A 20,413-nucleotide genomic window follows, 5' to 3' on the forward strand; every position below is an offset into this window, starting at 1 on the left:
GTGAGTACGACGGACCATGCCGACGGTGAGCTGTTGCGGGGGCGGATCGCGGAGGAGTTGGCGCGGGCCCGCTCCCGCACGGCCCTGCTGACCGAGGCGGTCGACGACGACGACCTGATGCGCCAGCACTCTCCGTTGATGTCGCCGTTGGTCTGGGATCTGGCGCACGTCGGCAACCAGGAGGAGTTGTGGCTGGTACGCGACGTGGGCGGCCGTGAGCCGGTCCGCCGCGACATCGACGACCTGTACGACGCGTTCAAGCAGCCCCGCCGGGACCGCCCGCGGCTGCCCCTGCTGCCGCCGGCGGAGGCGCGCGCCTACGTGGGCACGGTCCGCGACAAGGTGTACGACCTGCTCGACGCGGTGCGCTTCACCGACCGGCCGTTGGTCGCCGACGGGTTCGCCTTCGGCATGATCGTGCAGCACGAGCAGCAGCACGACGAGACCATGCTCGCGACCCACCAGCTGCGGGCGGGCGCGGCGGTCCTGCACGCTCCGCCGCCCCCCGAGCCGGCAGTGCGGGCCGGCGGGGAGGTCCTGGTGCCCGCCGGGGAGTTCACGATGGGCACCGACACCGATCCCTGGGCGCTGGACAACGAACGGCCCGCGCACCAGGTCCACCTGCCCGCGTACGTCATCGACGCCACACCGGTCACCAACGGCGCGTACGAGGCGTTCATCGCCGACGGCGGCTACTCCGACCGGCGGTGGTGGAGCGTGGCGGGCTGGGAACACCGGGTGCGTGAGCAACTCGTCGCGCCTCTGCACTGGCGTCGCGACGGCGACGGCTGGGCGTACCGGCGGTTCGGCCGATGGGACCCGGTACGCCCCGACGAGCCGGTGGTGCACGTGTGTTTCCACGAGGCGCAGGCGTACGCGACGTGGGCCGGTAAGCGTCTGCCGACCGAGGCGGAGTGGGAGAAGGCGGCGCGGTGGGACCCGGCGACCGGGCGGTCCCGCCGCTACCCCTGGGGTGACGACGACCCGACCGAGGCGCACGCCAACCTCGACCAACGTCACCTGCGGCCGGCGCCGGTGGGCGCGTACCCGGCCGGTGTCTCGCCGCTGGGTGTGCACCAGCTCATCGGGGACGTCTGGGAGTGGACGTCGAGCACGTTCACCGGTCATCCCGGCTTCACCGCGTTCCCGTACCGCGAGTACTCCGAGGTGTTCTTCGGCGACGACCACCGGGTGCTGCGCGGCGGCTCGTTCGGCACGGACCGGTCGGCGTGCCGGGGGACGTTCCGCAACTGGGACTATCCGATCCGGCGGCAGATCTTCAGTGGCTTCCGCTGCGCCCGCGACGCTCGTCCGGACGAGTCGCCGCGGTGAGGCGTCCGGTGCCACGTGGGGCGCGCTGATGTGCCGTCACCTGGTCTACCTCGGCCCGCCGGTCACGTTGGCCGAGGTGCTGTTCGAGCCGGCGTACGCGCTGGTCCGTCAGTCCTGGGCGCCGCGTGACATGCGCGGCGGCGGCACGATCAACGCCGACGGGTTCGGCGTCGGCTGGTATCCGGACGACGGCGCTCCGGTGCGGTACCGGCGTGCCCAGCCGATCTGGAGCGACCCGACGATCGCCGAGCTGGCGGCGGTGACCCGGTCCGGCGCGGTGCTCGCGGCGGTCCGGTCGGCCACCGTGGGGATGGCGGTGGTCGACGGCGCGGCCGCGCCGTTCGCGGAGGGCCGGTGGCTGTTCAGCCACAACGGTGTGATCCGGGGCTGGCCCGACTCGATGGTGCCGCTCGCCTCCGGCCTGCCGGTGCGTGACCTGCTGACCTTGGACGCGGCCACCGACTCGGCGTTGCTGTGGGCGCTGGTCCGGCATCGGCTGCGCGCGGGCGACGACCCGGCGGAGGCGGTCGGCCGGACGGTGGTCGAGGTCGCCGCCGCCGCCCCGGGGTCGCGGCTGAATCTGCTGCTCACCGACGGACGGCGGGCGGTGGCCACCGCGGTCGGGCACGCGCTGTCGGTGCGTGCGGGCACGGACTCGGTGGTGGTGGCGTCCGAGCCGCACGACGACGACCCCGGGTGGCGGCCGGTGCCGCAGCAGCGACTGGTCACCGCCACGCCGGACGAGGTGCGGGTGTGCGGACTGCCGGCGGGATGAGCGTTGTCGGCGAGCTCGGCGAGGTGTCTGACGAACAGGAAAGAGGCGGGGGCGATGAGCGCGGAACCGTTGGAGATCTACCTTGAGCCGCAGGACCTGGAGCGTGGTCTGCGGGCGGACGTCCGGGCGGGGTTGACCGCCGAGGCGAAGTGGCTGCCGCCGAAGTGGTTCTACGACTCGCGGGGCAGCGAGCTGTTCGAGGAGATCACCCGGCTGCCCGAGTACTACCCGACCCGGGCGGAGCGGACGGTGCTCGCCGCGCACGCGGACGACGTGGCGGCGCTGACCGGCGCTAAGACCCTGATCGAGCTGGGCTCCGGTTCGTCGGAGAAGACCCGGTTGCTGCTGGACGCGTTCACCCGCCGGGGCGGGCTGGGCACCTTCGTCCCGCTCGACGTCTCGGTCAGCGCCCTGCTCGGGTCGACCGCGCAGATCGCCGCCGACTATCCGGGGCTGCGGGTCCGGGGGATCGTGGGCGACTTCACCCGTCAGCTCGACCGGCTGCCGACCGGCGGGCGACGGTTGGTGGTGTTCCTGGGCGGCACGATCGGCAACCTGCTGCCGGCCGAGCGGGCCGCTTTCCTGGCCGCGATGCGCGCCGCGCTGGAGGTCGGCGACTGGCTGTTGCTCGGCACCGACCTGGTGAAGGACCCCTCGGTGATCGTGCCCGCGTACGACGACGCGGCCGGGGTCACGGCCGAGTTCAACCGCAACGTGCTGCACGTGATCAACCGGGAGTTGGGGGCCGACTTCGACCCGGAGGCGTTCGCGCATGTCGCCCGGTGGGACCCGGAGCGGGAGTGGATCGAGATGCGTCTGCGGGCGACGCGACCGATGCGGGTCCGCGTGCTGGACCTCTCGGTGGTGTTCGACGCGGGGGAGGAGCTGCGGACGGAGGTGTCGGCGAAGTTCCGCCCGGAGGGGGTGGCCGCCGAACTTGCGGCGGCGGGTTTCGCGGCGTCGCACTTCTGGACCGACCCGGACGGGCTCTTCGGAGTGACGCTGGCGCGGGCGCGGTGAGCCTCTTCACCCGCGACGTCCGGCCCGCTCACTGATCGGTTAGGCTGGTCGCGCGAAGGGGAGTAGCCCCCAATGTCGTGGTCGACATACTGGTGCGTTTTCGCATCCGGCCACGCGGCCCCGGTCTCCGGGGCGGGCGAGACCTTCGACTCAGGCTGTCGCAGCCGGGTCGAGGGCGCCCCCGTACCTCCTCCCGGCGTGAACGGGAAGGTTGTCATGGAGGGATTCCTCGCCGCGCTGGTCATCAGCTTCGGTGTCATCTTCGTCGCCGAGCTGGGGGACAAGTCCCAGTTGATGGCGTTGACGTTCGCCACGCGGTTCAAGCCCATTCCGGTGCTGATCGGCATCACCGTCGCCACGGCGGTGGTGCACCTGGCGTCGGTCGCCATCGGCTCGGGCCTCGGCGCGGTGCTGCCCACCGACTGGATCTCGCTGGTGGCCGGCGTGGCGTTCCTCGGCTTCGGCGCGTGGACCCTGCGCGGTGACAAGCTCACCGAGGAGGAGAAGCGCAAGGCCGAGAAGACCAGCAAGACCGCGATCGTGGCGGTGTCGGTGGCGTTCTTCCTGGCCGAGCTGGGCGACAAGACGATGCTCGCGACGATCACCCTGGCCACCAAGTACGGCTGGTTCGGCACCTGGCTCGGCTCCACCGTGGGCATGGTGGCCGCGGACGCGCTGGCCATCCTCGTCGGCCGGATGCTCGGCCGCCGTCTGCCGGAGAAGACCATCAGGTACGGGGCCGCGGTGCTCTTCGCCATCAGTGGCCTCTGGCTGATCCTGGAGGCCGTCAACGAGCTGACCTGAGCGCCGACTAGCCGCCCCGGTGGCGGGTAACGCCTGCGAGTGGAGCCGGCGGAGCTGCTGCGCCACGGCGACCAGGTGCTGGTCGCCGTGGTGGAGGCGGCCGGTGCCCTGGTGATCGTCGTGGGCGCGCTCTGGGCGGCGGTGCGGTTCGTGGCCGAAGGGCTGCGGCACCGCACCGCCGCCGTCTTCACCCCGATCCGCCTGTCGTTGGGCCGGTTCCTGACGCTCGGTCTGGAGTTCCAGCTCGCGGCCGACGTGCTGCGGACCGCGGTGTCGCCGTCGTTCACCCAGATCGGCCAGTTGGCGGCGATCGCCACGATCCGGACGGCGCTGAACTACTTCCTGGGCCGGGAGATCCGGCAGGAGCAACGGCAGGTCGCCGACGGGCAGCGGCGGACGTGATCACCGGACTGGTCGAGGCGGTGACCGCGTTGGCTCTGGTCGCCGGCGTCGTCACGGCGGTGTGCACCGGCGACGTGCGGGTGGCCGTACGCGTGCTGTTGGACCTGCTGACGGCGGCCGGCCTGCTGCGACTCGCCGGGGATCCGGCGTGGGGTGGGCTGGCCTCCACCGCCGCGATCGTCGCGCTGCGTCAGCTGCTCGCGGCGGCGCTGAGTCTCCCGCCGCCGTGGTCGCGCCGACAATCCCCGCCGCGCTGCGGGGACGGCGATCACCGCCTACCGTGGGCGGTACCAGAGAAACAGGGAAAAGCGGGAGGATAGCCACATGAGCCGGCACGACGAACCGAACGAGTACGGGTACGCCGGCGGCGCCACCGCTCCCGAGCCGCAGCCCGGCGGCAAGCCCGACGAGCAGGACCTCGCGGAGGAGGTGGCGGTCCCCGCCGACGATCTCACCGCCCCCACGACCGACGCCCTCGCGGACGAGAGCGAGGAGCGGGCGCCGCACGACCGCCGCCACTGATCACGGCGCGTCGTCGCCCGGGCCGGTCAGTCCCGGCCGGGCCGCTGGTAGACGTCGGGCACCCCGTCGCCGTCGGCGTCGAGTCGTTCCTTCTCGGCCACCCGCCGGTACGCGGCGTTGCGGCGGACGAGCACGGCGGCGGCGAGCGCCGCGGAGATCACCGACCCGGTGAGGACCGCGGCCTTGACCCGCTCGTCGGCCGTACTGCCCGCGCCGAACGCCAGGTCGCCGATGAGCAGTGAGACGGTGAATCCGACCCCGGCCAACAGGGCGATGCCGAACAGGTCGGACCAGGTGATGTCCTCGTCCAGCTCGGCGCGGGTGAACCGGGCCAGCAGGTAGGTCGAGCCGAAGATCCCGATGCTCTTGCCGAGCACCAGGCCGGCCACCACGGCGAGCACCAGCGGGTCGGTCAGCAGGGCCCCGAGATCGGTGCCCCGAAGTGTCACGCCGGCCGCGAAGAGGGCGAAGACCGGTACGGCGAAGCCGGCGGACACGGGTCGCCAGCGGTGCTCCAGGTGCGCGGCGAGCCCGCCCGCGTCCGCGCCGCCCGACTCCGCCCGGTCGGCCGTCGCCGTGGTGCCGCCCGGGGCGCGGGTCAGCACCGGCACGGTGAAGCCGAGCAGCACGCCCGCGACCGTGGCGTGCACCCCGGAGGCGTGCACCAGCGCCCAGGTGGCGACCGCGAGCGGAACGAGGGCCCACCACCAGGTCCGGCCCCGGCGCACCAGCCAGGCGAAGAGCCCGATCGGGACGAGCGCGGCGAGCAACGGCAGCGGGTGGAAGTCGGCGGTGTAGAAGACCGCGATGATCGTGATGGCGAACAGGTCGTCGACCACGGCCAGGGTGAGCAGGAAGGCGCGCAGGCCCTGGGGCAGGTGTGAGCTGACCACCGCGAGGACGGCCAGCGCGAAGGCGATGTCGGTGGCGGTCGGGATGGCCCAGCCCCGCAGTCCCTCGCCACCCGTGCCGAGGAGCACGCCCACGTAGATCAATGCTGGCAGCGCCATTCCCCCCAGCGCCGCCACCACCGGCAGCGCCGCGCGTCGCGGGTCACGCAGGTCCCCGGCGACGAACTCGCGCTTGAGTTCCAGGCCCACCACGAAGAAGAAGATGGCGAGCAGGCCGTCGGCGGCCCACGTGGCGAGGCTCAGGTCGAGGTGCCAGCGCTCGCCGCCCGGCCAGGGCACCCAGGCCCCGAGCCGGACGTACGCCTCGCTCCACGGCGAGTTCGCCCAGATCAGCGCGAGGACGGCGCCGAGCAGCAGCAGGGCGCCGCCGACCGTCTCGGTGCGCAGCACGTCGGCCAGGTGCCGGGCCTCCGGCCAGGACGACCGCGAGAAGAGTCGGTCGCGATGGGGGGTACGGCCGGTCATGAAGGGGCTCACCTCTGGTGTCGGGACGGCAAAGATCCAATCGCCGACCAGACTTCCCGGCACACCGCCCCTGACCCTATCCGGTCGGCGTCGGCACCGCCGTGATCGTGGGGCGCGACAGGGCGAGCGAGATCGGCGTGGGGAATCGGTCGCCGACTTTTCCGGGCGTCGCCGCTGCCGAATGGCCCTTTGTCGGGTTGGTCATGCGGGAGCGCACACGCTAACGCCGAAAATACATAACTCCGGACATAAGTCCTATGAGGGGCTTTAATGGTTTCACGAGTTGACAGACGACCTTGGGGGTTTTCGTGAAGTTCTTTGGCGTAACCGGACCCGTCCGGAGGCAAGCCTGATGGACCTGCTCCGCCAATTGCGTCACGTGCGTCGGCACTGGTGGGTCGTGCTGGTCACGATCATGGTGGCCCTGGGCGTCTCGGCGTTCGTGACCGTACGGGCCCAGCCCCGGTACGTCGCCTCGGTGACCTTCTTCGTCACCACCCCCAACCAGGGCGTCAGCGATGCCTACCAGGGCGGGCTGTTCCTCCAGCAGCGCGTCAAGTCGTACGCCGACCTGCTCAGCAGCGACCGCCTGGCACAGAGCGTGGCGGCCGAGACGCCGGTCGGGCTCACCGCCGACGAGGTGCAGCGCCGGGTGACCACCTCCACCGAGACGGGCACCGTCCTGCTGCGTGCCTCGATCACCGACACCGACCAGGCCCGCGCGCTGCGGGTGAGCGAGACCCTCGCCGCGAAGTTCGTCGAACTCGTCCAGAAGGTCGAGACGCCACCCGAGGGCAAGGCGCCCATCAAGATCGAGGTGGTCAGCGGCCCCCGGGTCAGCACGAGCCCCGTCTCGCCGAAGCCGCTGCGGAACCTCGTACTCGGCGGTCTGCTCGGTCTCGTCCTCGGCGTCGGCCTGGCGATCCTGCGCGGTGTCGCCGACGTCCGTCTGCGCGACGCCGCCGGCCTGCAACGCGCCACCGGAAGCCCACTGCTCGGCGAGATCCCCTTCGAGGGCGCGGCCCGCTCGGCCCCGCTGATCGTCGGCGACGCCGCGACGTCGGCCCGTGCCGAGGCGGTCCGCAAGCTACGGACCAACCTGCGCTTCGTGGACGTGCACGAGCCGGCTCGCGTCATCGCCGTCACCAGCGCCCTGCAGGGCGAGGGCAAGACGACCATGTCGTGCAACCTGGCCATCGCGCTGGCCGAGGCCGGCTGGCGTGTGCTGCTGGTCGACGCCGACCTGCGACGCCCGAAGGTGGACGACTACCTGGGCCTGGATGCCGGTGTCGGCCTCACCGACGTGCTGGTCGGCGACGTCCAGGTCGGTGACGTGGTGCAGCGCTGGGGAGACAAGTCCCTGCTGGTGCTGCCCAGTGGCTCCGCGCCGCCCAACCCGAGCGAGCTGCTCGGGTCCAAGGCGATGGCGGATCTGCTGCTCGCGCTGCGGGAGTCCGCGGACATCGTGATCATCGACACCGCGCCGCTGCTCGCGGTGACCGACGGCGTCGTGGTGGCCGTCCAGGCCGACGGCGCGCTGCTGGTGAGCCAGCAGGGCCGTACGTCGCGGGCCCAGGTCGCCGCGGCGGCCCGGTCGCTGCACTCGGTCTCGGTGCGGTTGCTCGGCTGCGTGCTCAACATGGCCAAGGTGGCCAAGGCCGAGGCGTACCAGTACGAGGCCTACCGGGTGGTCGCCTCGACCGCCACGCCGTCGGTCCCCACCGGCCGGGCCACCGCGGCCCGGCACAGTGAGGACGCCGGGGTCAACAACGGCGTCAGCGACCGTACCCAGGAACTCACCCGGCTGCCCCGATGAGCGCGGCGAGGGGTCGTAGCGAGCGTTCGATCTCCTCGGCGCAGCGACGGAAGTCGGCGACGGTACCGCCGATCGGGTCCCGCAGGTCGTCCGCGTCCGGAGCGGCGGGTTGCAACCGCCCCCGGGCGTGGGCGGCGGCGGCGATGGCGGCCCCGAGCGGATCGTCAGCCGCGCCGACGGGCGCCTCGGCCGCCGCCGCCAGCCGGCCGAACTGCCGCAGGGTGAACGTCCGGTGCAGCGCGCCGGGCGCGAGCGAGGTGCACACCGACCGCTGCCGCCGCGTCGCGGTCAGCACGAGCGTCGCATCGGTCAGCTGTTCGGCACGCAGCGTACGGCTGCTGAAGGCCGTCGGGTCGCCGCCCTCCTCGACCACGACCTCCGCCGCGTACGGGTGCATGGCCAACCCGTCCATCGCGTCGGTGCCGGCGCTGGACACCAGCACGGGACGGTCGGCCAGCAGCCGTCGGGCCAGGTGCTCGGCCATCGGCGAGCGACACAGGTTGGCGTGGCAGACGAACAGAACGCGGTCGACCATCGGGAGCCCTTTCGTGGATGCGGGCAGGGACCGGCGCACCGTGAGGGCGGTGCGTCGACGCCGCTGGGCGCGCGGGGAAGGGTTGCCAGCATCGTACGCGGGTCGATCCGCCGGACGCGGTGCCGCGCCGACCGAGCCCGATCCGCGCCCCCTGGCGGTGCAGCCATGAAGATCGGCATCCTGTCGTACCACTTCCCGCCCGAGCCGGCGTTCATCCCCGGCAGCCTGGCCGAGGAGTTGGCCGCGCGCGGGCACGAGGTCCGCGTACTCACCGGATTTCCCGACTATCCCGGCGGGCACGTCTATCCAGGGTGGCGGCAGCGGTGGCACCACGAGACGCACAGCGACCGACTGTCGGTTCGCCGGGTGCCGCGCGTCTCCGGCGGGGCCACCTCCACCGCGGCGCGGATGGCCAGCTACCTGTCGTTCGCCGGGAGCGCCTCGCTGGCGGCCCGCCGGTTCCTGGGTGACGTGGACGCGCTCTACGTCTTCCAGTTGCCGGCCACCACGTTCGCCACCGCCGCCGTCCTGCGGCTCCTCGCGCGGGTGCCGTCCGTGCTGCACGTACAGGATGTCTGGGCTCGCGACGGCGTCGACGCGGCCGGCGGCGGCCGGTGGATGGCGCGGATGGACGCCGCGATGACCCGCATCTACCGGTCGGCCACGCGGGTCGCCGTGGCCGCGCCGTCGATGCGCGACCTGGTGGTCGCGGCCGGTGCCGATCCGGGCCGGGTCCGTCTGGTCCTCAACTGGACCGACGAGCGCATCTTCTACCCGGCAACGCCCGGCGCGGCGGCCCGGCAGATGGTCCGCCGGGATCGCCGGTGCGTGGTCATGCACGCCGGGACCATCGGACCGCGGCAGGGCCTGGAGACGGCGGTACGGGCCGCGGCGGCGCTGGACCGCACGATGGACCTCGTCCTGGTCGGCTCGGGCGCGGAGGAGCGGCGGGTGCGGGGGCTCGCCGCCGAACTCAAGGCGGAGAACGTCCGCTTCCTCGAACGACGGTCGCCTGTCGACATGCCGGAGCTGTACGCCGCTGCCGACTACCAGCTGATCATGCTGCGCGACCTGCCCGAGCTTCGCGGCATGGTGCCGGGCAAGCTCCAGGCCGCGCTCTCGTGCGCCGCGCCGGTCGTCGCGTCAGCCGGCGGGGACACCGTCGAGCTGGTCGAACGCGCCCGAGCCGGGCTGTCCTGCCCTCCCGAGGACTGGACCGCGTTGGCCGACCGGTTCTGGCTGGCCGCCACCATCCCGCCGCCCGCGCGCACCGAGATGGGTCGCCGGGGGCGGCAGACGTACCTGCGGGAGATGTCGTTGCCGGCCGGCGTGGACCGGATCGAACGGCTGCTGCACGAGGCCGCCGGCCGCGTCCCGCAGGGGGCGACGGCACCGCGAGGAAACCTCGCGTAAAGGACGAGAATTGCCATAACGGTACGAGAGTCCTCGTAACGTGCTAAGAACGTCAGGGAATCCGACAGACTGTCCGATTCCGGGATCGGGAGTGTGGTGTGACGGAGAGCGAACGACCGCGTCGACGACGAAGCCGGTCCCGGCGTCGCCGCCGGGCGCGGCTGCGGCGGGCCCTGCTCGGCGCGCTCGTCGTCGGATCGCTGGTGCTCGCCGCCGGTGGATGGATCGGCTTTCGCGGGTGGCAGGCACGCGCCCACCTGCTCAACGCCGCCGGCCTGGCCCGGGAGCTGAGCGCCCAGGTCGTCGGCGGGGACACCGACCGCGCCCTGCGCACCCTCTCCGCCCTGCAGGAGCAGTCCGGCGCGGCCCGGGCCGCCACGTCCGACCCGAGCTGGAAGCTCGGTCGGCACACGCCGGTGGCCGGCGATGATCTGGACGCGGTCCGGCTGATCGCCGTCGCCATCGACGACCTGGCCCGGCAGGCGTTTCCCAGCCTGCTCCGCACGGACCTGACCAGCCTCGTCCCGGCCGGCGGACGGTTGAACCTGCCCCGGCTCACGTCGGTCTCCGCCGAGCTGACCCGGGTCAACGACTCGGTGCAGGGCACCCGTCGGGACCTGGCCACCGTGCCGGCCGACAAGCTGGTCGGCCAGGTACGCCAGGCGCTGACCGACCTGCGTGGCGAGATCGACCGGCTGGCCAGCCTCACCGCCGCGGCCGACCAGGGAGCGCGACTGCTGCCGCCGCTGCTCGGCGCCGGTGGCCCGCGGCGCTACCTGCTCGTCTCGCAGAACCTGGCCGAGCTCCGCGCGACCGGAGGCATGTTCGGCGCGTACGCCATGATCGAGGCCGAGAACGGGCAGGTCCGGATGGGCCGACAGGGCAGCAGCGGGTCCCTGGGCCAGTTCAGCCCGGCGTTGAAGCTGCCCGCCGAGACCCGGGCGATCTGGACCGACCTGCCCGGCATCTATCCCGCCGACGTGAACCTGACTCCGCACTTTCCGACCGCCGCCGCCCTGTACCGGGAGATGTACCGGCGCAAGACCGGCACCGTTGTCGACGGTGTGCTCGCCGTGGATCCGGTGGTGCTGTCCTACCTGCTCAAGGCGACCGGTCCGGTGCTGGTGCCCGGTGGGGTGCCGTTGGCGAGCGAGAAGGTCGTGCAGACCCTGCTCAACGAGACCTACCAGCGGCTGGACACCGCGCAGCAGGACGCGTACTTCGCGTCGTCGGCCGCCGCGGTGTTTGACGCCTTCTTCAAGAAGAATGTCAACCCACGGGTGTTGTTGTCCGCATTTGACCGTGCTATCACGGAACGCCGGATATTGTTCTGGAGTGCTCACCCGGAAGAACAGCGGACGCTCGGCACCAGCCGGATGGCCGGGACGCTCCCGGAACAGGACACCGTGCCGACGGTCGGCGTGTTCCTCAACGACGGCAGCGGCGCGAAGCTCGGCTACTACCTGCGGCCGACGGCGAGCCTCACGGTCGGCGAATGCCGGCCGGACGGCCGCCGCGAGCTCCGGCTACGGGTGACCCTGCGCTCGACGGCGCCGAAGTCAGGGCTCAGCAAATCGATCCTTGGCCTCGGTCTGGCTGGCGATCCGTACACCGTTCGCACGCTGGTGTCGATCTTCAGCCCGGCCGGCGGCTCCGTGCTCGACGCCCGGCTCGACGGGACCGAGACGGCACTGGGCAGCGGCACCGAACGCCGCCGCCAGGTGGCGACGGCCAGCGTCGACATCGCCCCCGGCGTCGAGAGGGCGCTGGAGGTCACCGTCCTGACGGCCAAGACCGGCGTCGGGCAGGCCGAGTTGTGGCTGACCCCCACCGCCAGCCCCTGGACCACCCAAGTTCATTCCGCACCAAGCTGTGACCAGTAGGAGGGAACCAATCATGCGGCTATCCCGCATCATCATGGCGCTCACGGTCGGTCTGGCCGTGGTGGCCGTGCCGACGGCAGCGGGGGCGGCACCGGCTCAGCCGACGCCCAGCACGTCCGCCGGCCCGACCCAGCCGCCGCCGTACGCGCCGCAGCCGCCAGCCCTGACCGTCAACCGACCGACGATCTTCCTGGGCGAGACGGTCGTGCTCACCGGCACGGGCTTCGGTCCCAACGAGACCGTCGACATCTCCGTGACGGTCACCCCCCTCGCTGCCCCGGCCGTCGGCAACGCGCCGGCTCGCCGCAGCGACGGCACCACCGTGGCCATGGCGCCGGTGGCGTACCAGGCCAGCGCGCCGCTCACCTTCACGGCGTACACCAACGCCCAGGGGCGCTTCACCAAGAGCTACAAGCCGTCGGTGACCGGTCTGCTGACCTTCACCGCCACGGGCCGCGAGTCCGGCCGGACCGCGACCACCGAGCTGCGGGTGCTGCACCGCAAGCAGCCGCTGCCCGTCACCGGTGACAGCATCGGCACGCCCATGAAGCTCGGCGGCGGCCTCGTCGGCGCCGGCGCGATCATGCTGCTGCTGACCCTGGCCTGGCGTCGCCGCCAGCGCTTCGGCGGAGCCGCGCACTAACCGGCACCATCGACCGGGCAGTGCCCCGGACGTACCCCAGACTGGCGCCCGTCGGATGTCCCGACGGGCGCCAGTCGTACGTCGTAGGTGATGTCGTGTTCGCCCGGTCGATACCGTCCGGCGCGATCGACTTCCAGATCGCCGTCACGGGGCGTCGACCGCGGGACATGACACCCCGCCTAGTCGCCGACACGGGTCGCAGGGGGCCGTTCGGGCTGGCGATGATCCGCTCCAGGTCGCCGACGTGGGGCTAACGCGATCCGCCGCAAGGCGGGTGCCCGTTTGTCCTGCCGGTGGTCTCGTGATCGACACGAGGTCGCCGATGTGGGGGTGTCGAACGGTCCCGGATGCCCCGGGTTCGGCGATCTGGAGTGGATCACCTGGGGTCGATCGACCTCGCGGGGAGGGGGTCGCGAGTCGGCGGGCCGTTTTGTCCGGTCTGGCCTGGAGGCGTGGGACCGCCGCTCCGCCGGTGCTGCCGGTGGTGTCGTGATCGACACGAGGTCGCCGATGTGGGGGTGTCGAACGGTCCCGGATGCCCCGACTTCGGCGACCCCGAGTCGATCACCCGGTCTGATCGACCTGGCCGGGCGCCATGTCCGGTTTCGGGGCGTGTGTGGTGACCGGCTGCACCCGTGGGCGGGAATCGTGGCGGGCCGAGAGTCGTTACACATGGACCCGGCGCGAACGAGTCCCGCCCCTCGCGGGCCGCCGGTCCCCGGGAATGACCCCGGACCGCAGGTCGTTGCACCCAGACCGCCACGGGCCGCCCGCCTGCGGGAATGGCCCCGGCCCCCGGGTCGTTGTACCCGGTCCGCGGCGCCCGAGCCCCCCGGCTCGCAGGCCGCCGCCCCCCAGACTTTGCACGCGCCGGACGAGGTGCGCACACCCCCGTCACCTGATCCCCCCCAACGGTGACATGTGGGTGTTTCCTACCCCCGAAGGAGCAACCCCTCATGAACACGATCTTCCGTAAGAGCATGCTGTCCGTTGCTGGTCTCGCGTTCGCCGGCGGCGTGTTCGCCGGCCCGATCGCCGCCCACGCCAACCCGGCCGTGGACGCCAAGCCCGCCACCGCCGCAGCGGTGCAGGCCGCGGCGCCGAAGCCGCAGGGCGACCAGTCGCACATCACCCTCAACGGTGAGCAGACCGCCAACGTCAAGGCCATCATCGCGGCCACGAAGAAGGCCGGCCTGCCCGAGCGCGCCGCGGTCATCTCGATCGCGACGAGCCTGCAGGAGTCGAAGCTGGAGAACCTGGGTCACCTCGGCGACGCCAACGACCACGACTCCCTCGGCCTGTTCCAGCAGCGCCCGACCAGCGGTTGGGGCACCCCGGAGCAGATCACCAACCCCGAGTACTCCACCACCGCGTTCCTCAAGGGCCTCAAGCAGGTCGACGGGTGGCAGGACATGCCCCTGACCGACGCCGCGCAGACCGTGCAGGTCTCGGCCTACCCCGACGCGTACGCCCAGTGGGAGCAGCAGGCCACCGACCTGGTTGGCCAGTACTGGAACAGCTAAGAACGAAGACGATGGCCGGCACCCGACAACGGGTGCCGGCCATCGCCGTGTCTACAGGCGTGCGGCGTCTCAGTGGCGGTGATTGCGCACGATGTCGATCAACGCCGCGATCAGCGCGAGCGCGATGATGCCGGTGGCGAGTAGCAGCGACTTTTCGAACGCCGCCGTCCAGTCGCCGCGACTGTCGGCCAGCGAGGAGAAGAACATCGAGCCGACCGCGGCGATGCCGGCCGCCGCACCGATCCGCTGACCGGTCTGGAGCATGCCCGCCCCGCTGCCCGCCTGGGGGACGGGCACCTGGGCGAGGGTCAGCGTCTGGTTGGGGGCGATGACCAGGCCGCTGCCGATGCCGGCGACGAGCAGCGGACCGGCCGTGACCCAGGGCGCCGGGGCGTCCGGCGCGAGGTGCAGGGCGAGCACCGTGGCGGCCAGCCCGATCACCACGGCGAGCAGGCCGATGGCGACCAGGGGCCGGCCGAACCGGTTGACGATGCGTCCTCCCAGAGCGGACGCGGCGGCGGACCCGAGCGCGAACGGGGTGATGGCGAGACCGGCGACGAGCGCGCTGTAGCCGAGCCCGTTCTGCAGGAACAGGGTGAAGATGAAGAAGATCGCGGTGAAGCCGCCGAAGTAGATGAGCGCGATGAGCGATCCGAGCGTGTACGACTGGAAGGTGAACAGGCGCAGGTCGAACAGCGGTTCGCGGTGTCGCGCGTACCACCGCTCCCACAGGCCGAAGGCGACCAGCACCGCCAGGCCGGCCGGGATGAGCGCCCACTTCCACGGCGTACGCCACTGCTGCTCCTGCACGAGGGGCAGCAGGATCAGCACCACGCCGACGCCGAGCAGCAGCACACCGACCGGGTCGAGTCGACGGCGGCCGGGCTGACCGTCGGGTCGACCGGGCAGCAGCCGCCAACCCAGGATGACCGCGACGATGCCGACCGGCACGTTGACGAAGAAGACCCACCGCCATCCGTGCTCCTCGCCGCCGAGAGCGATGAGCAGCCCGCCGAGCAGTGGCCCGACGGCGGTGGAGATGCCGATGGTCGCGCCGAGCAGTCCGAAGGGGCGGGCCCGCTCCGGACCCCGGAACAGCTGTTGGATCAGCCCGATCACCTGGGGATTGATGATGCCCGCGGCGGCGCCCTGGAGCAGCCGGGCGGCGACCAGCCAGGTGGGTGAGGTCGCCAGGCCGGCGAGCGCGCTGGTCACGGTGAACAACGCGATCCCGAAGACGAACGCGTTACGGCGGCCCCGGAAGTCTCCGAACCGGCCGGCCGGTACGAGCACCAGGCCGAAGGTGAGCGCGTACCCCGAGAGGACCCACTGCAGGTCGCTCGGCGAGGCGTCCAGCGCGCGGTCGATGGACGGCACCGCGACGTTGACGATGCTCACGTCGAGCAGCGTCATGAACGCGGCGACCAGCCCGACGCCGACGGCCTGCCAGCGTCGGCGGTTCTCGGCCGCGTCGACCGGCTGCGGCTCGCGCGCCGCCTTCATCGCGCCCCCTGTCGATGGTCGATCATGCATTCCTGACCGCTACCCCGACCATCGGGGGCCAACCGTTCAGGGTCACGCCATCTGACGGGCGCAGAACCGGGGGCCGAAGTCGAGGCCGGCCATCGGCGAGTCCTCTCGGTGCAGCAGACCCTTCTCGGTGAGCTGGTGCAGCGGAGCGTGCACCTGCTCCTGGGTCAGCCCGGACCCTTCGGCGATCAGATCCGGATAGGGCACCTGGCCGCGTGCTTCGAGGGCGGTGACCGCCTCGTACACCCGCTGCTCGACCTGCGACAGCTCCATCCGCTGCATGATCTCCTCCTTCGACCACCCGCCGGACGCGGACGGTTGCGCCGCCTCGGTTACCCCCTGCCGCACCGAAGATGCCCACCCGTTCGGGCGGTGGAGGGCGAACACGCCCTACGCTGCAACGGTGATCGTCTGGGATCTGGTCGTTGTCGGCGCGGGCCCCGCCGGGCTCTCCGCGGCACACGCCGCGGCCCGCGCGGGCGTTCGTACCCTGGTTGTCGAGCGGGCCACGCACCCGCGGTACAAGACCTGCGGAGGCGGCCTCATCGGCACGTCCCTGGCCGCCGTGCGGGAACGGATCGAGGTGCCGGCGCACGACCGGGTCGACCGGGTGACGTTCACCCGCGACGGCCGGCGGGAGTTCACCCGCCGCAACGGCAGCCCGGTGGTGACCATGGTGCGCCGGGAGGAGTTCGACGACCGCCTGCGCGCGGCGGCGGTCGCCGCCGGAGCGCAGCTGCGCGAGCAGGTCGCGGTCCGCGCCGTCGAGCAGGACCCCGAGGGGGTACGCCTGCGACTGGCCGACGGTACGACGCTCACGGCCCGCACGGTGATCGGCGCGGACGGCTCCTCGGGCGTGACCGCCCGACACGTGGGGGTGCGCTACCGCCAGGTGGACCTGGGGTTGGAGCTGGAGATCCCGGTGCCGCCCGCCGAGCAGGAGCGTTGGCGGGGTCGGCTGTTGCTGGACTGGGGGGCGATGCCGGGCTCGTACGCCTGGGTGTTCCCGAAGGGTGACCGGTTGACGGTGGGCGTGATCGCGGGCCGGGGCGCGGGGGAGGGCACACGTGCCTACCTGCGGCAGTTCGTCGACCGGTTGGGTCTGACCGGGTTGCCGGCGGCACACGATTCGGGTCATCTGACCCGGTGTCGCGAGGAGGACTCGCCGTTGCGCAACGGCCGGGTGCTCGTGGTGGGGGACGCGGCCGGGCTGTTGGAGCCGTGGAGTCGTGAGGGGATCAGCTTCGCCCTGCGTTCCGGCGAGATGGCCGGGGCAGCGGTCGCGGCCGGTGATCCGGCCGGCTACGAGCGGGCGGTCGCCGAGCGTCTGACGCCGGAGATGCGGGCGGGTTTCCGGTTGCTCGACCTGTTCACCCGTCGCCCGGAGGTGTTCCACGGGCTGTTGGCGACCCCACCGGGCTGGCGGATGTTCGTTCGCTTCTGCCAGGGGCAGGCGAGCTTCGACGACATGCTGCGCCGCCGACCGATCCGCGCAGCGCTGGCAATCCTAAACCGCCTGCCGTCCTGACCCCCCGCCCCCGCCCCCATCCCGCGTCGATCTTGCAGTTTCTGTGGCGACAATCCACACGAATCTGAACACTTCGTCAACCGCAAGTGCAAGATCGGCGGAGAGGGGGACGCCCTCGCACTCATGCCCCAGGATCCTAGGATGCTCTACGGGGTGTGTCGCTGTCGACTTCACGTCGACCGCTGTCAGCCGACGGACTGATGCGCCGGGCCCTCGCCGTTGGACAATGACGGGGGAGTAGGGGGACGCCGATGGCCGAGCAACCGTTCACCGACGACGAGTACGCGTTTCTGCGCCACATCCGGTTCGGGGAGCTGCCGCCCGCCGTCCGTCCCGAGGATCAGGTCGCGTTGACCGAGACCGACCCTGGGCGGGACCGGCCGGAGAAGGCCGAGGACCCGGTCCGCTGGAACGTGCAGGGCTGAGAACGCACGGACGGGCCGCGGGTGTCGCCACCCACGGCCCGCCGTCACGCCACGGTCAGAAGACCGGCACGCCCTCGCGCACGAGACGCCAGTTGGGCTGGAAGAAGTCGTCCGGGTTGATGGTCCCCCTGGCCTGGGCCCAGTCGATGAGCAGCTGGCGGATCTCCTGCTGCGCGTTGTAGACCTGGGTCTTCACGATGCCGGGGAAGTTGCCGCCGCCGCTGCGCCGGTAGTTGTTCACCGCCACCACGAACTGCGCGTCGTCCGCGACCGGGGTGTCGGTGCCGGGCAGCGCCAGTCGGGTGATGCGCTGACCGACCGGCTTGGAGATGTCGATGTCGTAGTCCAGGCCGGAGATCACGTCGTAGTTGTAGTCCGGCACGGCCGGGTCGCTGATCTGCTCCGGGTCGACCGGAGCGCCCGGCGCGAGGGTGCGGAAGAACTTCGCCGAGTACTCCAGGTACGCGCGTACCTCGGCGCCGCTGAGCACGACGGCTTCGAGGGTGTTGTCGTACACGTACAGGCCGGCCACGTCGCGGATCTTGACGTCGCCGGCGGGGAAGACGGCGGTACGGCTGAACGGCGCCGCGATCGACAGCACCGGCAGGTCCGCGTACGCGGTGCCGGTCAGCGCCGCGCCGACCACCTCGGTCTGCACGTGGTTGATGAAGTCGAGGATCGGGGTGTCCTTGTAGCGGGACTCCGCCGCCGACAACTCCACGGTGGACGTGGCGACCACCTGGTTGACGTACGCCACGGTCTTGGCGTGCTGGGCCCGTACGGCGGCGAGCACCTTCGGGTCCTCGACGACCGTGTTGGTGTTCAGCATGGTGGCGGCCTTCTTGGTGATCGCCCACCGGCCATGCTCGCGGGTGAGGGTGAAGTCCATCCGGGTGAGCCGCTGACCCCACTTCGAGGGCTCGGAGAGCAGCACCTGCTCCCCGGTCCGCTCGTTGGTGACGAACCGCTCGACCACCTCGTTGTGGGCGTGCCCGAAGAGGATCGCGTCGATCCCCGGCACCTGCTGGGCGATCAGCGCCACCGGGTTCTCGTTCGGCAGCTCGGGGCCGTAGCTGGAGGTGCCGCTGTCGCCGCCGTGGGCGGAGATCAGCACGAGGTCGGCGCCCCGGGCCCGCATGATCGGCACCCACTTCGCGGCGGTCGCGATCATGTCGTCGAAGCGGAGCTTGCCCTCGACGTTGCCCCGGTCCCAGATGGCGACGCCCGGGTTGGTCAGGCCGAGGATGCCGACCCGCAGGGTCGGCGCGGCGAAGCCCAGGGAGACCTTCTTGATGACGTACGGCAGGAACGCCGGCTTGCCGGTCCTGGCGTTGACCGCGTTGGCGGCGAGGGCCGGGAAGCCGAGCTGGCGGATCCACAGGTCCAGCAGCGGCAGGCCGTAGTTGAACTCGTGGTTGCCCAGGGTCACGGCGTCGTAGTCGATCACGTTCATCGCCCGGGCCATCGGGTGCTTCTCGCCGGTGGCGGTGATGGGCTCCTGCTTGGCGTAGTACGTCGCCAGGGGAGTGCCCTGGATGGTGTCGCCGGCGTCGAGCACCAGGGTCGCCTTGCCGCGCCGCTCGCGGCGGATCTGGTTGATCAGGGTGGCCAGCTTCGCGACGCCGACGTCGTTGTGCTTGCTGTCGTCGTACTCGGCGTCCCGGTAGTAGTCCCAGTTGTAGACGTTGCCGTGCGTGTCCGACGTGCCCAGCAGCGTGAGGTCCCACGTGCGCGTCCGGGCGGGCCCCGCGGCCTGGGCGGGGGTGGCGGCGATCAGCGGGGCGGTCGCGGCGGCGGCGGCGACCGCGAGCACCTGGCGACGCGACGGACCGGATCCAGAGGTCATGACGTGCCCTTCCATGGGGGTTGACGCGCCTCGTGAGCGCCTCGCGCACCATAACGAGCCCCTGTCACTCCCGCCACGCCAGCCCCGGTTTCCGCAGGCCGACGCCGGGTAGGGCGATATCGGAAGCCCAGCGCGAGGAGATCCCGGTGAGCCAGGACCAGCACACGCAGCAGGACCCGACCAGCCAGTACGGCCAGCAGCAGGCGCCGCCGGGTTCGACGGCGGGGATGACGCCGAGGCCGGACCACGGGGAGGAGTCGTACCGGGGCAGCGGCAAGCTCGACGGCAGGCGGGCGCTGATCACGGGCGGTGACTCGGGGATCGGCCGGGCCGTGGCGCTCGCGTTCGCCCGGGAGGGCGCCGACGTGCTCATCGCGTACCTGGGTGAGGAGGAGGACGCCGACGCCCGCGAGACCGTGCGGCTCGTCGAGGAGGCCGGCCGGCGGGGCGTGGCGGTACGCGGCGACATCCGCGACGAGGCGCACTGTCAGGAGCTCGTCGACCGGACGGTGCGTGACCTGGGCGGGATCGACATCCTGGTGAACAACGCGGCGTACCAGATGTCGCAGGACAAGGGCATCCTCGGCATCAGCACCGAGCAGTTCGACCGGGTGCTCAAGACGAACCTGTACGCGATGTTCTGGCTCTGCAAGTTCGCCATTCCGCACCTGTCCGAGGGGTCGGCGATCATCAACACGGCGTCGATCCAGGCGTTCGACCCGTCGCCGCAGTTGCTTGACTACGCCACCACCAAGGCGGGGATCGCCAACTTCACCAAGGCCCTCGCGGCGGACCTGGCGGACCAGGGGATCCGGGTGAACGCGGTGGCGCCCGGCCCGGTCTGGACGCCGCTGATCCCGGCGACGATGCCGAAGGAGAAGGTCGAGCAGTTCGGCACGGACACCCCGGAGGGTCGGCCCGGTCAGCCGGCGGAGCTGGCCCCGGCCTACGTCTTCTTCGCCTCCCAGGAGTCCAGCTACGTCACGGGCGAGATCCTGGGGGTCACCGGCGGTCGACCGACCAAGTGATCAGGCGGACGT

At 71.8% G+C, this 20,413-nt stretch carries 20 protein-coding genes; 15 read left to right on the top strand and 5 right to left on the bottom strand.

The annotated features are described in order from the left end of the window. The 7 genes from egtB to ACQPZK_RS15085 all read left to right on the top strand — a co-directional run bounded on the left by egtB (position 1) and on the right by ACQPZK_RS15085 (position 4,855). Positions 1 to 1,332, top strand: a complete 1,332-nt coding sequence (gene egtB, locus ACQPZK_RS15055) for an ergothioneine biosynthesis protein EgtB (RefSeq protein ID WP_433538893.1) — start codon at positions 1 to 3, stop codon at positions 1,330 to 1,332. Positions 1,333 to 1,360: 28 nt separating this feature from the next. Beyond that, on the top strand, positions 1,361 to 2,107 hold the full coding sequence (egtC, locus tag ACQPZK_RS15060; RefSeq protein ID WP_433538894.1) for an ergothioneine biosynthesis protein EgtC: 747 nt from the start codon (positions 1,361 to 1,363) through the stop codon (positions 2,105 to 2,107). 54 nt (positions 2,108 to 2,161) lie between these two features. Continuing rightward, complete coding sequence (gene egtD, locus ACQPZK_RS15065; RefSeq protein ID WP_433538895.1) at positions 2,162 to 3,127, top strand: L-histidine N(alpha)-methyltransferase; 966 nt, start codon at positions 2,162 to 2,164, stop codon at positions 3,125 to 3,127. 216 nt (positions 3,128 to 3,343) lie between these two features. Continuing rightward, on the top strand, positions 3,344 to 3,931 hold the full coding sequence (locus ACQPZK_RS15070; RefSeq protein WP_422740250.1) for a TMEM165/GDT1 family protein: 588 nt from the start codon (positions 3,344 to 3,346) through the stop codon (positions 3,929 to 3,931). A 39-nt stretch (positions 3,932 to 3,970) separates the two neighbouring features. Next, positions 3,971 to 4,333 (top strand): DUF1622 domain-containing protein, encoded by a 363-nt coding sequence (locus ACQPZK_RS15075; RefSeq protein ID WP_433538896.1) that lies wholly within the window; start codon positions 3,971 to 3,973, stop codon positions 4,331 to 4,333. Next, entirely contained in the window at positions 4,330 to 4,653 is a 324-nt protein-coding gene (locus ACQPZK_RS15080; RefSeq protein ID WP_433538897.1) for a hypothetical protein, read from the top strand. Before ACQPZK_RS15075 ends, ACQPZK_RS15080 begins: the two co-directional genes overlap by 4 nt. A gap of 4 nt (positions 4,654 to 4,657) precedes the next feature. Further along, positions 4,658 to 4,855, top strand: a complete 198-nt coding sequence (locus ACQPZK_RS15085) for a hypothetical protein (protein ID WP_433538898.1) — start codon at positions 4,658 to 4,660, stop codon at positions 4,853 to 4,855. 26 nt (positions 4,856 to 4,881) lie between these two features. Here the strand turns inward: ACQPZK_RS15085 and nhaA are convergent, their stop codons facing one another. Then, a complete protein-coding gene (nhaA, locus tag ACQPZK_RS15090) occupies positions 4,882 to 6,231 on the bottom strand; it encodes a Na+/H+ antiporter NhaA (RefSeq protein ID WP_433538899.1) in 1,350 nt (449 codons plus the stop codon). Between the two features lie 352 nt (positions 6,232 to 6,583). On the opposite strand from nhaA, the gene ACQPZK_RS15095 reads away from it, so the two are divergent. Beyond that, entirely contained in the window at positions 6,584 to 8,047 is a 1,464-nt protein-coding gene (locus tag ACQPZK_RS15095) for a polysaccharide biosynthesis tyrosine autokinase (RefSeq protein WP_433538900.1), read from the top strand. Here the strand turns inward: ACQPZK_RS15095 and ACQPZK_RS15100 are convergent. Then, positions 8,028 to 8,582, bottom strand: a complete 555-nt coding sequence (locus ACQPZK_RS15100; protein ID WP_433538901.1) for a low molecular weight phosphatase family protein — start codon at positions 8,580 to 8,582, stop codon at positions 8,028 to 8,030. The genes ACQPZK_RS15095 and ACQPZK_RS15100 overlap by 20 nt on opposite strands. 165 nt (positions 8,583 to 8,747) lie before the next feature. On the opposite strand from ACQPZK_RS15100, the gene ACQPZK_RS15105 reads away from it, so the two are divergent. The 4 genes from ACQPZK_RS15105 to ACQPZK_RS15120 all read left to right on the top strand — a co-directional run bounded on the left by ACQPZK_RS15105 (position 8,748) and on the right by ACQPZK_RS15120 (position 14,044). Next, entirely contained in the window at positions 8,748 to 9,995 is a 1,248-nt protein-coding gene (locus tag ACQPZK_RS15105) for a glycosyltransferase family 4 protein (RefSeq protein ID WP_433538902.1), read from the top strand. 98 nt (positions 9,996 to 10,093) lie between these two features. Beyond that, complete coding sequence (locus ACQPZK_RS15110) at positions 10,094 to 11,878, top strand: DUF4012 domain-containing protein (protein WP_433538903.1); 1,785 nt, start codon at positions 10,094 to 10,096, stop codon at positions 11,876 to 11,878. A 13-nt stretch (positions 11,879 to 11,891) separates the two neighbouring features. Next, positions 11,892 to 12,521 carry a hypothetical protein gene (locus ACQPZK_RS15115; protein ID WP_433538904.1) on the top strand — a complete coding sequence of 210 codons (630 nt, stop codon included), beginning with the start codon at positions 11,892 to 11,894 and terminating at the stop codon, positions 12,519 to 12,521. Positions 12,522 to 13,477: 956 nt separating this feature from the next. Then, positions 13,478 to 14,044, top strand: coding sequence for a hypothetical protein (locus ACQPZK_RS15120; protein WP_433538905.1), 567 nt, complete (start codon positions 13,478 to 13,480; stop codon positions 14,042 to 14,044). Positions 14,045 to 14,113: 69 nt separating this feature from the next. Here ACQPZK_RS15120 and ACQPZK_RS15125 read toward each other — a convergent pair whose 3' ends face one another. Both ACQPZK_RS15125 and ACQPZK_RS15130 read right to left on the bottom strand, forming a co-directional pair. Continuing rightward, entirely contained in the window at positions 14,114 to 15,577 is a 1,464-nt protein-coding gene (locus ACQPZK_RS15125; RefSeq protein WP_433538906.1) for an MFS transporter, read from the bottom strand. Between the two features lie 42 nt (positions 15,578 to 15,619). Further along, positions 15,620 to 15,856 carry a hypothetical protein gene (locus ACQPZK_RS15130; protein WP_433539218.1) on the bottom strand — a complete coding sequence of 79 codons (237 nt, stop codon included), beginning with the start codon at positions 15,854 to 15,856 and terminating at the stop codon, positions 15,620 to 15,622. Between the two features lie 121 nt (positions 15,857 to 15,977). On the opposite strand from ACQPZK_RS15130, the gene ACQPZK_RS15135 reads away from it, so the two are divergent. Then, positions 15,978 to 17,102, top strand: coding sequence for a geranylgeranyl reductase family protein (locus ACQPZK_RS15135; protein WP_433538907.1), 1,125 nt, complete (start codon positions 15,978 to 15,980; stop codon positions 17,100 to 17,102). Positions 17,103 to 17,353: 251 nt separating this feature from the next. Next, positions 17,354 to 17,527 (top strand): hypothetical protein, encoded by a 174-nt coding sequence (locus ACQPZK_RS15140; protein WP_355053659.1) that lies wholly within the window; start codon positions 17,354 to 17,356, stop codon positions 17,525 to 17,527. Between the two features lie 55 nt (positions 17,528 to 17,582). Here the strand turns inward: ACQPZK_RS15140 and ACQPZK_RS15145 are convergent, their stop codons facing one another. Beyond that, positions 17,583 to 19,373 (bottom strand): bifunctional metallophosphatase/5'-nucleotidase, encoded by a 1,791-nt coding sequence (locus ACQPZK_RS15145; RefSeq protein WP_433538908.1) that lies wholly within the window; start codon positions 19,371 to 19,373, stop codon positions 17,583 to 17,585. A gap of 146 nt (positions 19,374 to 19,519) precedes the next feature. On the opposite strand from ACQPZK_RS15145, the gene ACQPZK_RS15150 reads away from it, so the two are divergent. Continuing rightward, on the top strand, positions 19,520 to 20,401 hold the full coding sequence (locus ACQPZK_RS15150) for an SDR family oxidoreductase (RefSeq protein WP_433538909.1): 882 nt from the start codon (positions 19,520 to 19,522) through the stop codon (positions 20,399 to 20,401). The last annotated feature ends 12 nt before the right edge of the window (positions 20,402 to 20,413 follow it).

It is taken from the genome of Micromonospora sp. CA-249363 (genome assembly GCF_050950185.1).
GTDB lineage: Bacteria > Actinomycetota > Actinomycetes > Mycobacteriales > Micromonosporaceae > Micromonospora.

Bases quoted from the DNA above. Each gene is read 5' to 3' on its own strand.
- egtC (WP_433538894.1), top strand. From the start codon at position 1,361: ATGTGCCGTCACCTGGTCTACCTCGGCCCGCCGGTCACGTTGGCCGAG.
- egtD (WP_433538895.1), top strand. From the start codon at position 2,162: ATGAGCGCGGAACCGTTGGAGATCTACCTTGAGCCGCAGGACCTGGAG.
- ACQPZK_RS15070 (WP_422740250.1), top strand. From the start codon at position 3,344: ATGGAGGGATTCCTCGCCGCGCTGGTCATCAGCTTCGGTGTCATCTTC.
- ACQPZK_RS15085 (WP_433538898.1), top strand. From the start codon at position 4,658: ATGAGCCGGCACGACGAACCGAACGAGTACGGGTACGCCGGCGGCGCC.
- nhaA (WP_433538899.1), bottom strand. From the start codon at position 6,231: ATGACCGGCCGTACCCCCCATCGCGACCGACTCTTCTCGCGGTCGTCC.
- ACQPZK_RS15095 (WP_433538900.1), top strand. From the start codon at position 6,584: ATGGACCTGCTCCGCCAATTGCGTCACGTGCGTCGGCACTGGTGGGTC.
- ACQPZK_RS15100 (WP_433538901.1), bottom strand. From the start codon at position 8,582: ATGGTCGACCGCGTTCTGTTCGTCTGCCACGCCAACCTGTGTCGCTCG.
- ACQPZK_RS15105 (WP_433538902.1), top strand. From the start codon at position 8,748: ATGAAGATCGGCATCCTGTCGTACCACTTCCCGCCCGAGCCGGCGTTC.
- ACQPZK_RS15115 (WP_433538904.1), top strand. From the start codon at position 11,892: ATGCGGCTATCCCGCATCATCATGGCGCTCACGGTCGGTCTGGCCGTG.
- ACQPZK_RS15120 (WP_433538905.1), top strand. From the start codon at position 13,478: ATGAACACGATCTTCCGTAAGAGCATGCTGTCCGTTGCTGGTCTCGCG.
- ACQPZK_RS15125 (WP_433538906.1), bottom strand. From the start codon at position 15,577: ATGCATGATCGACCATCGACAGGGGGCGCGATGAAGGCGGCGCGCGAG.
- ACQPZK_RS15130 (WP_433539218.1), bottom strand. From the start codon at position 15,856: ATGCAGCGGATGGAGCTGTCGCAGGTCGAGCAGCGGGTGTACGAGGCG.
- ACQPZK_RS15140 (WP_355053659.1), top strand. From the start codon at position 17,354: ATGGCCGAGCAACCGTTCACCGACGACGAGTACGCGTTTCTGCGCCAC.
- ACQPZK_RS15145 (WP_433538908.1), bottom strand. From the start codon at position 19,373: ATGACCTCTGGATCCGGTCCGTCGCGTCGCCAGGTGCTCGCGGTCGCC.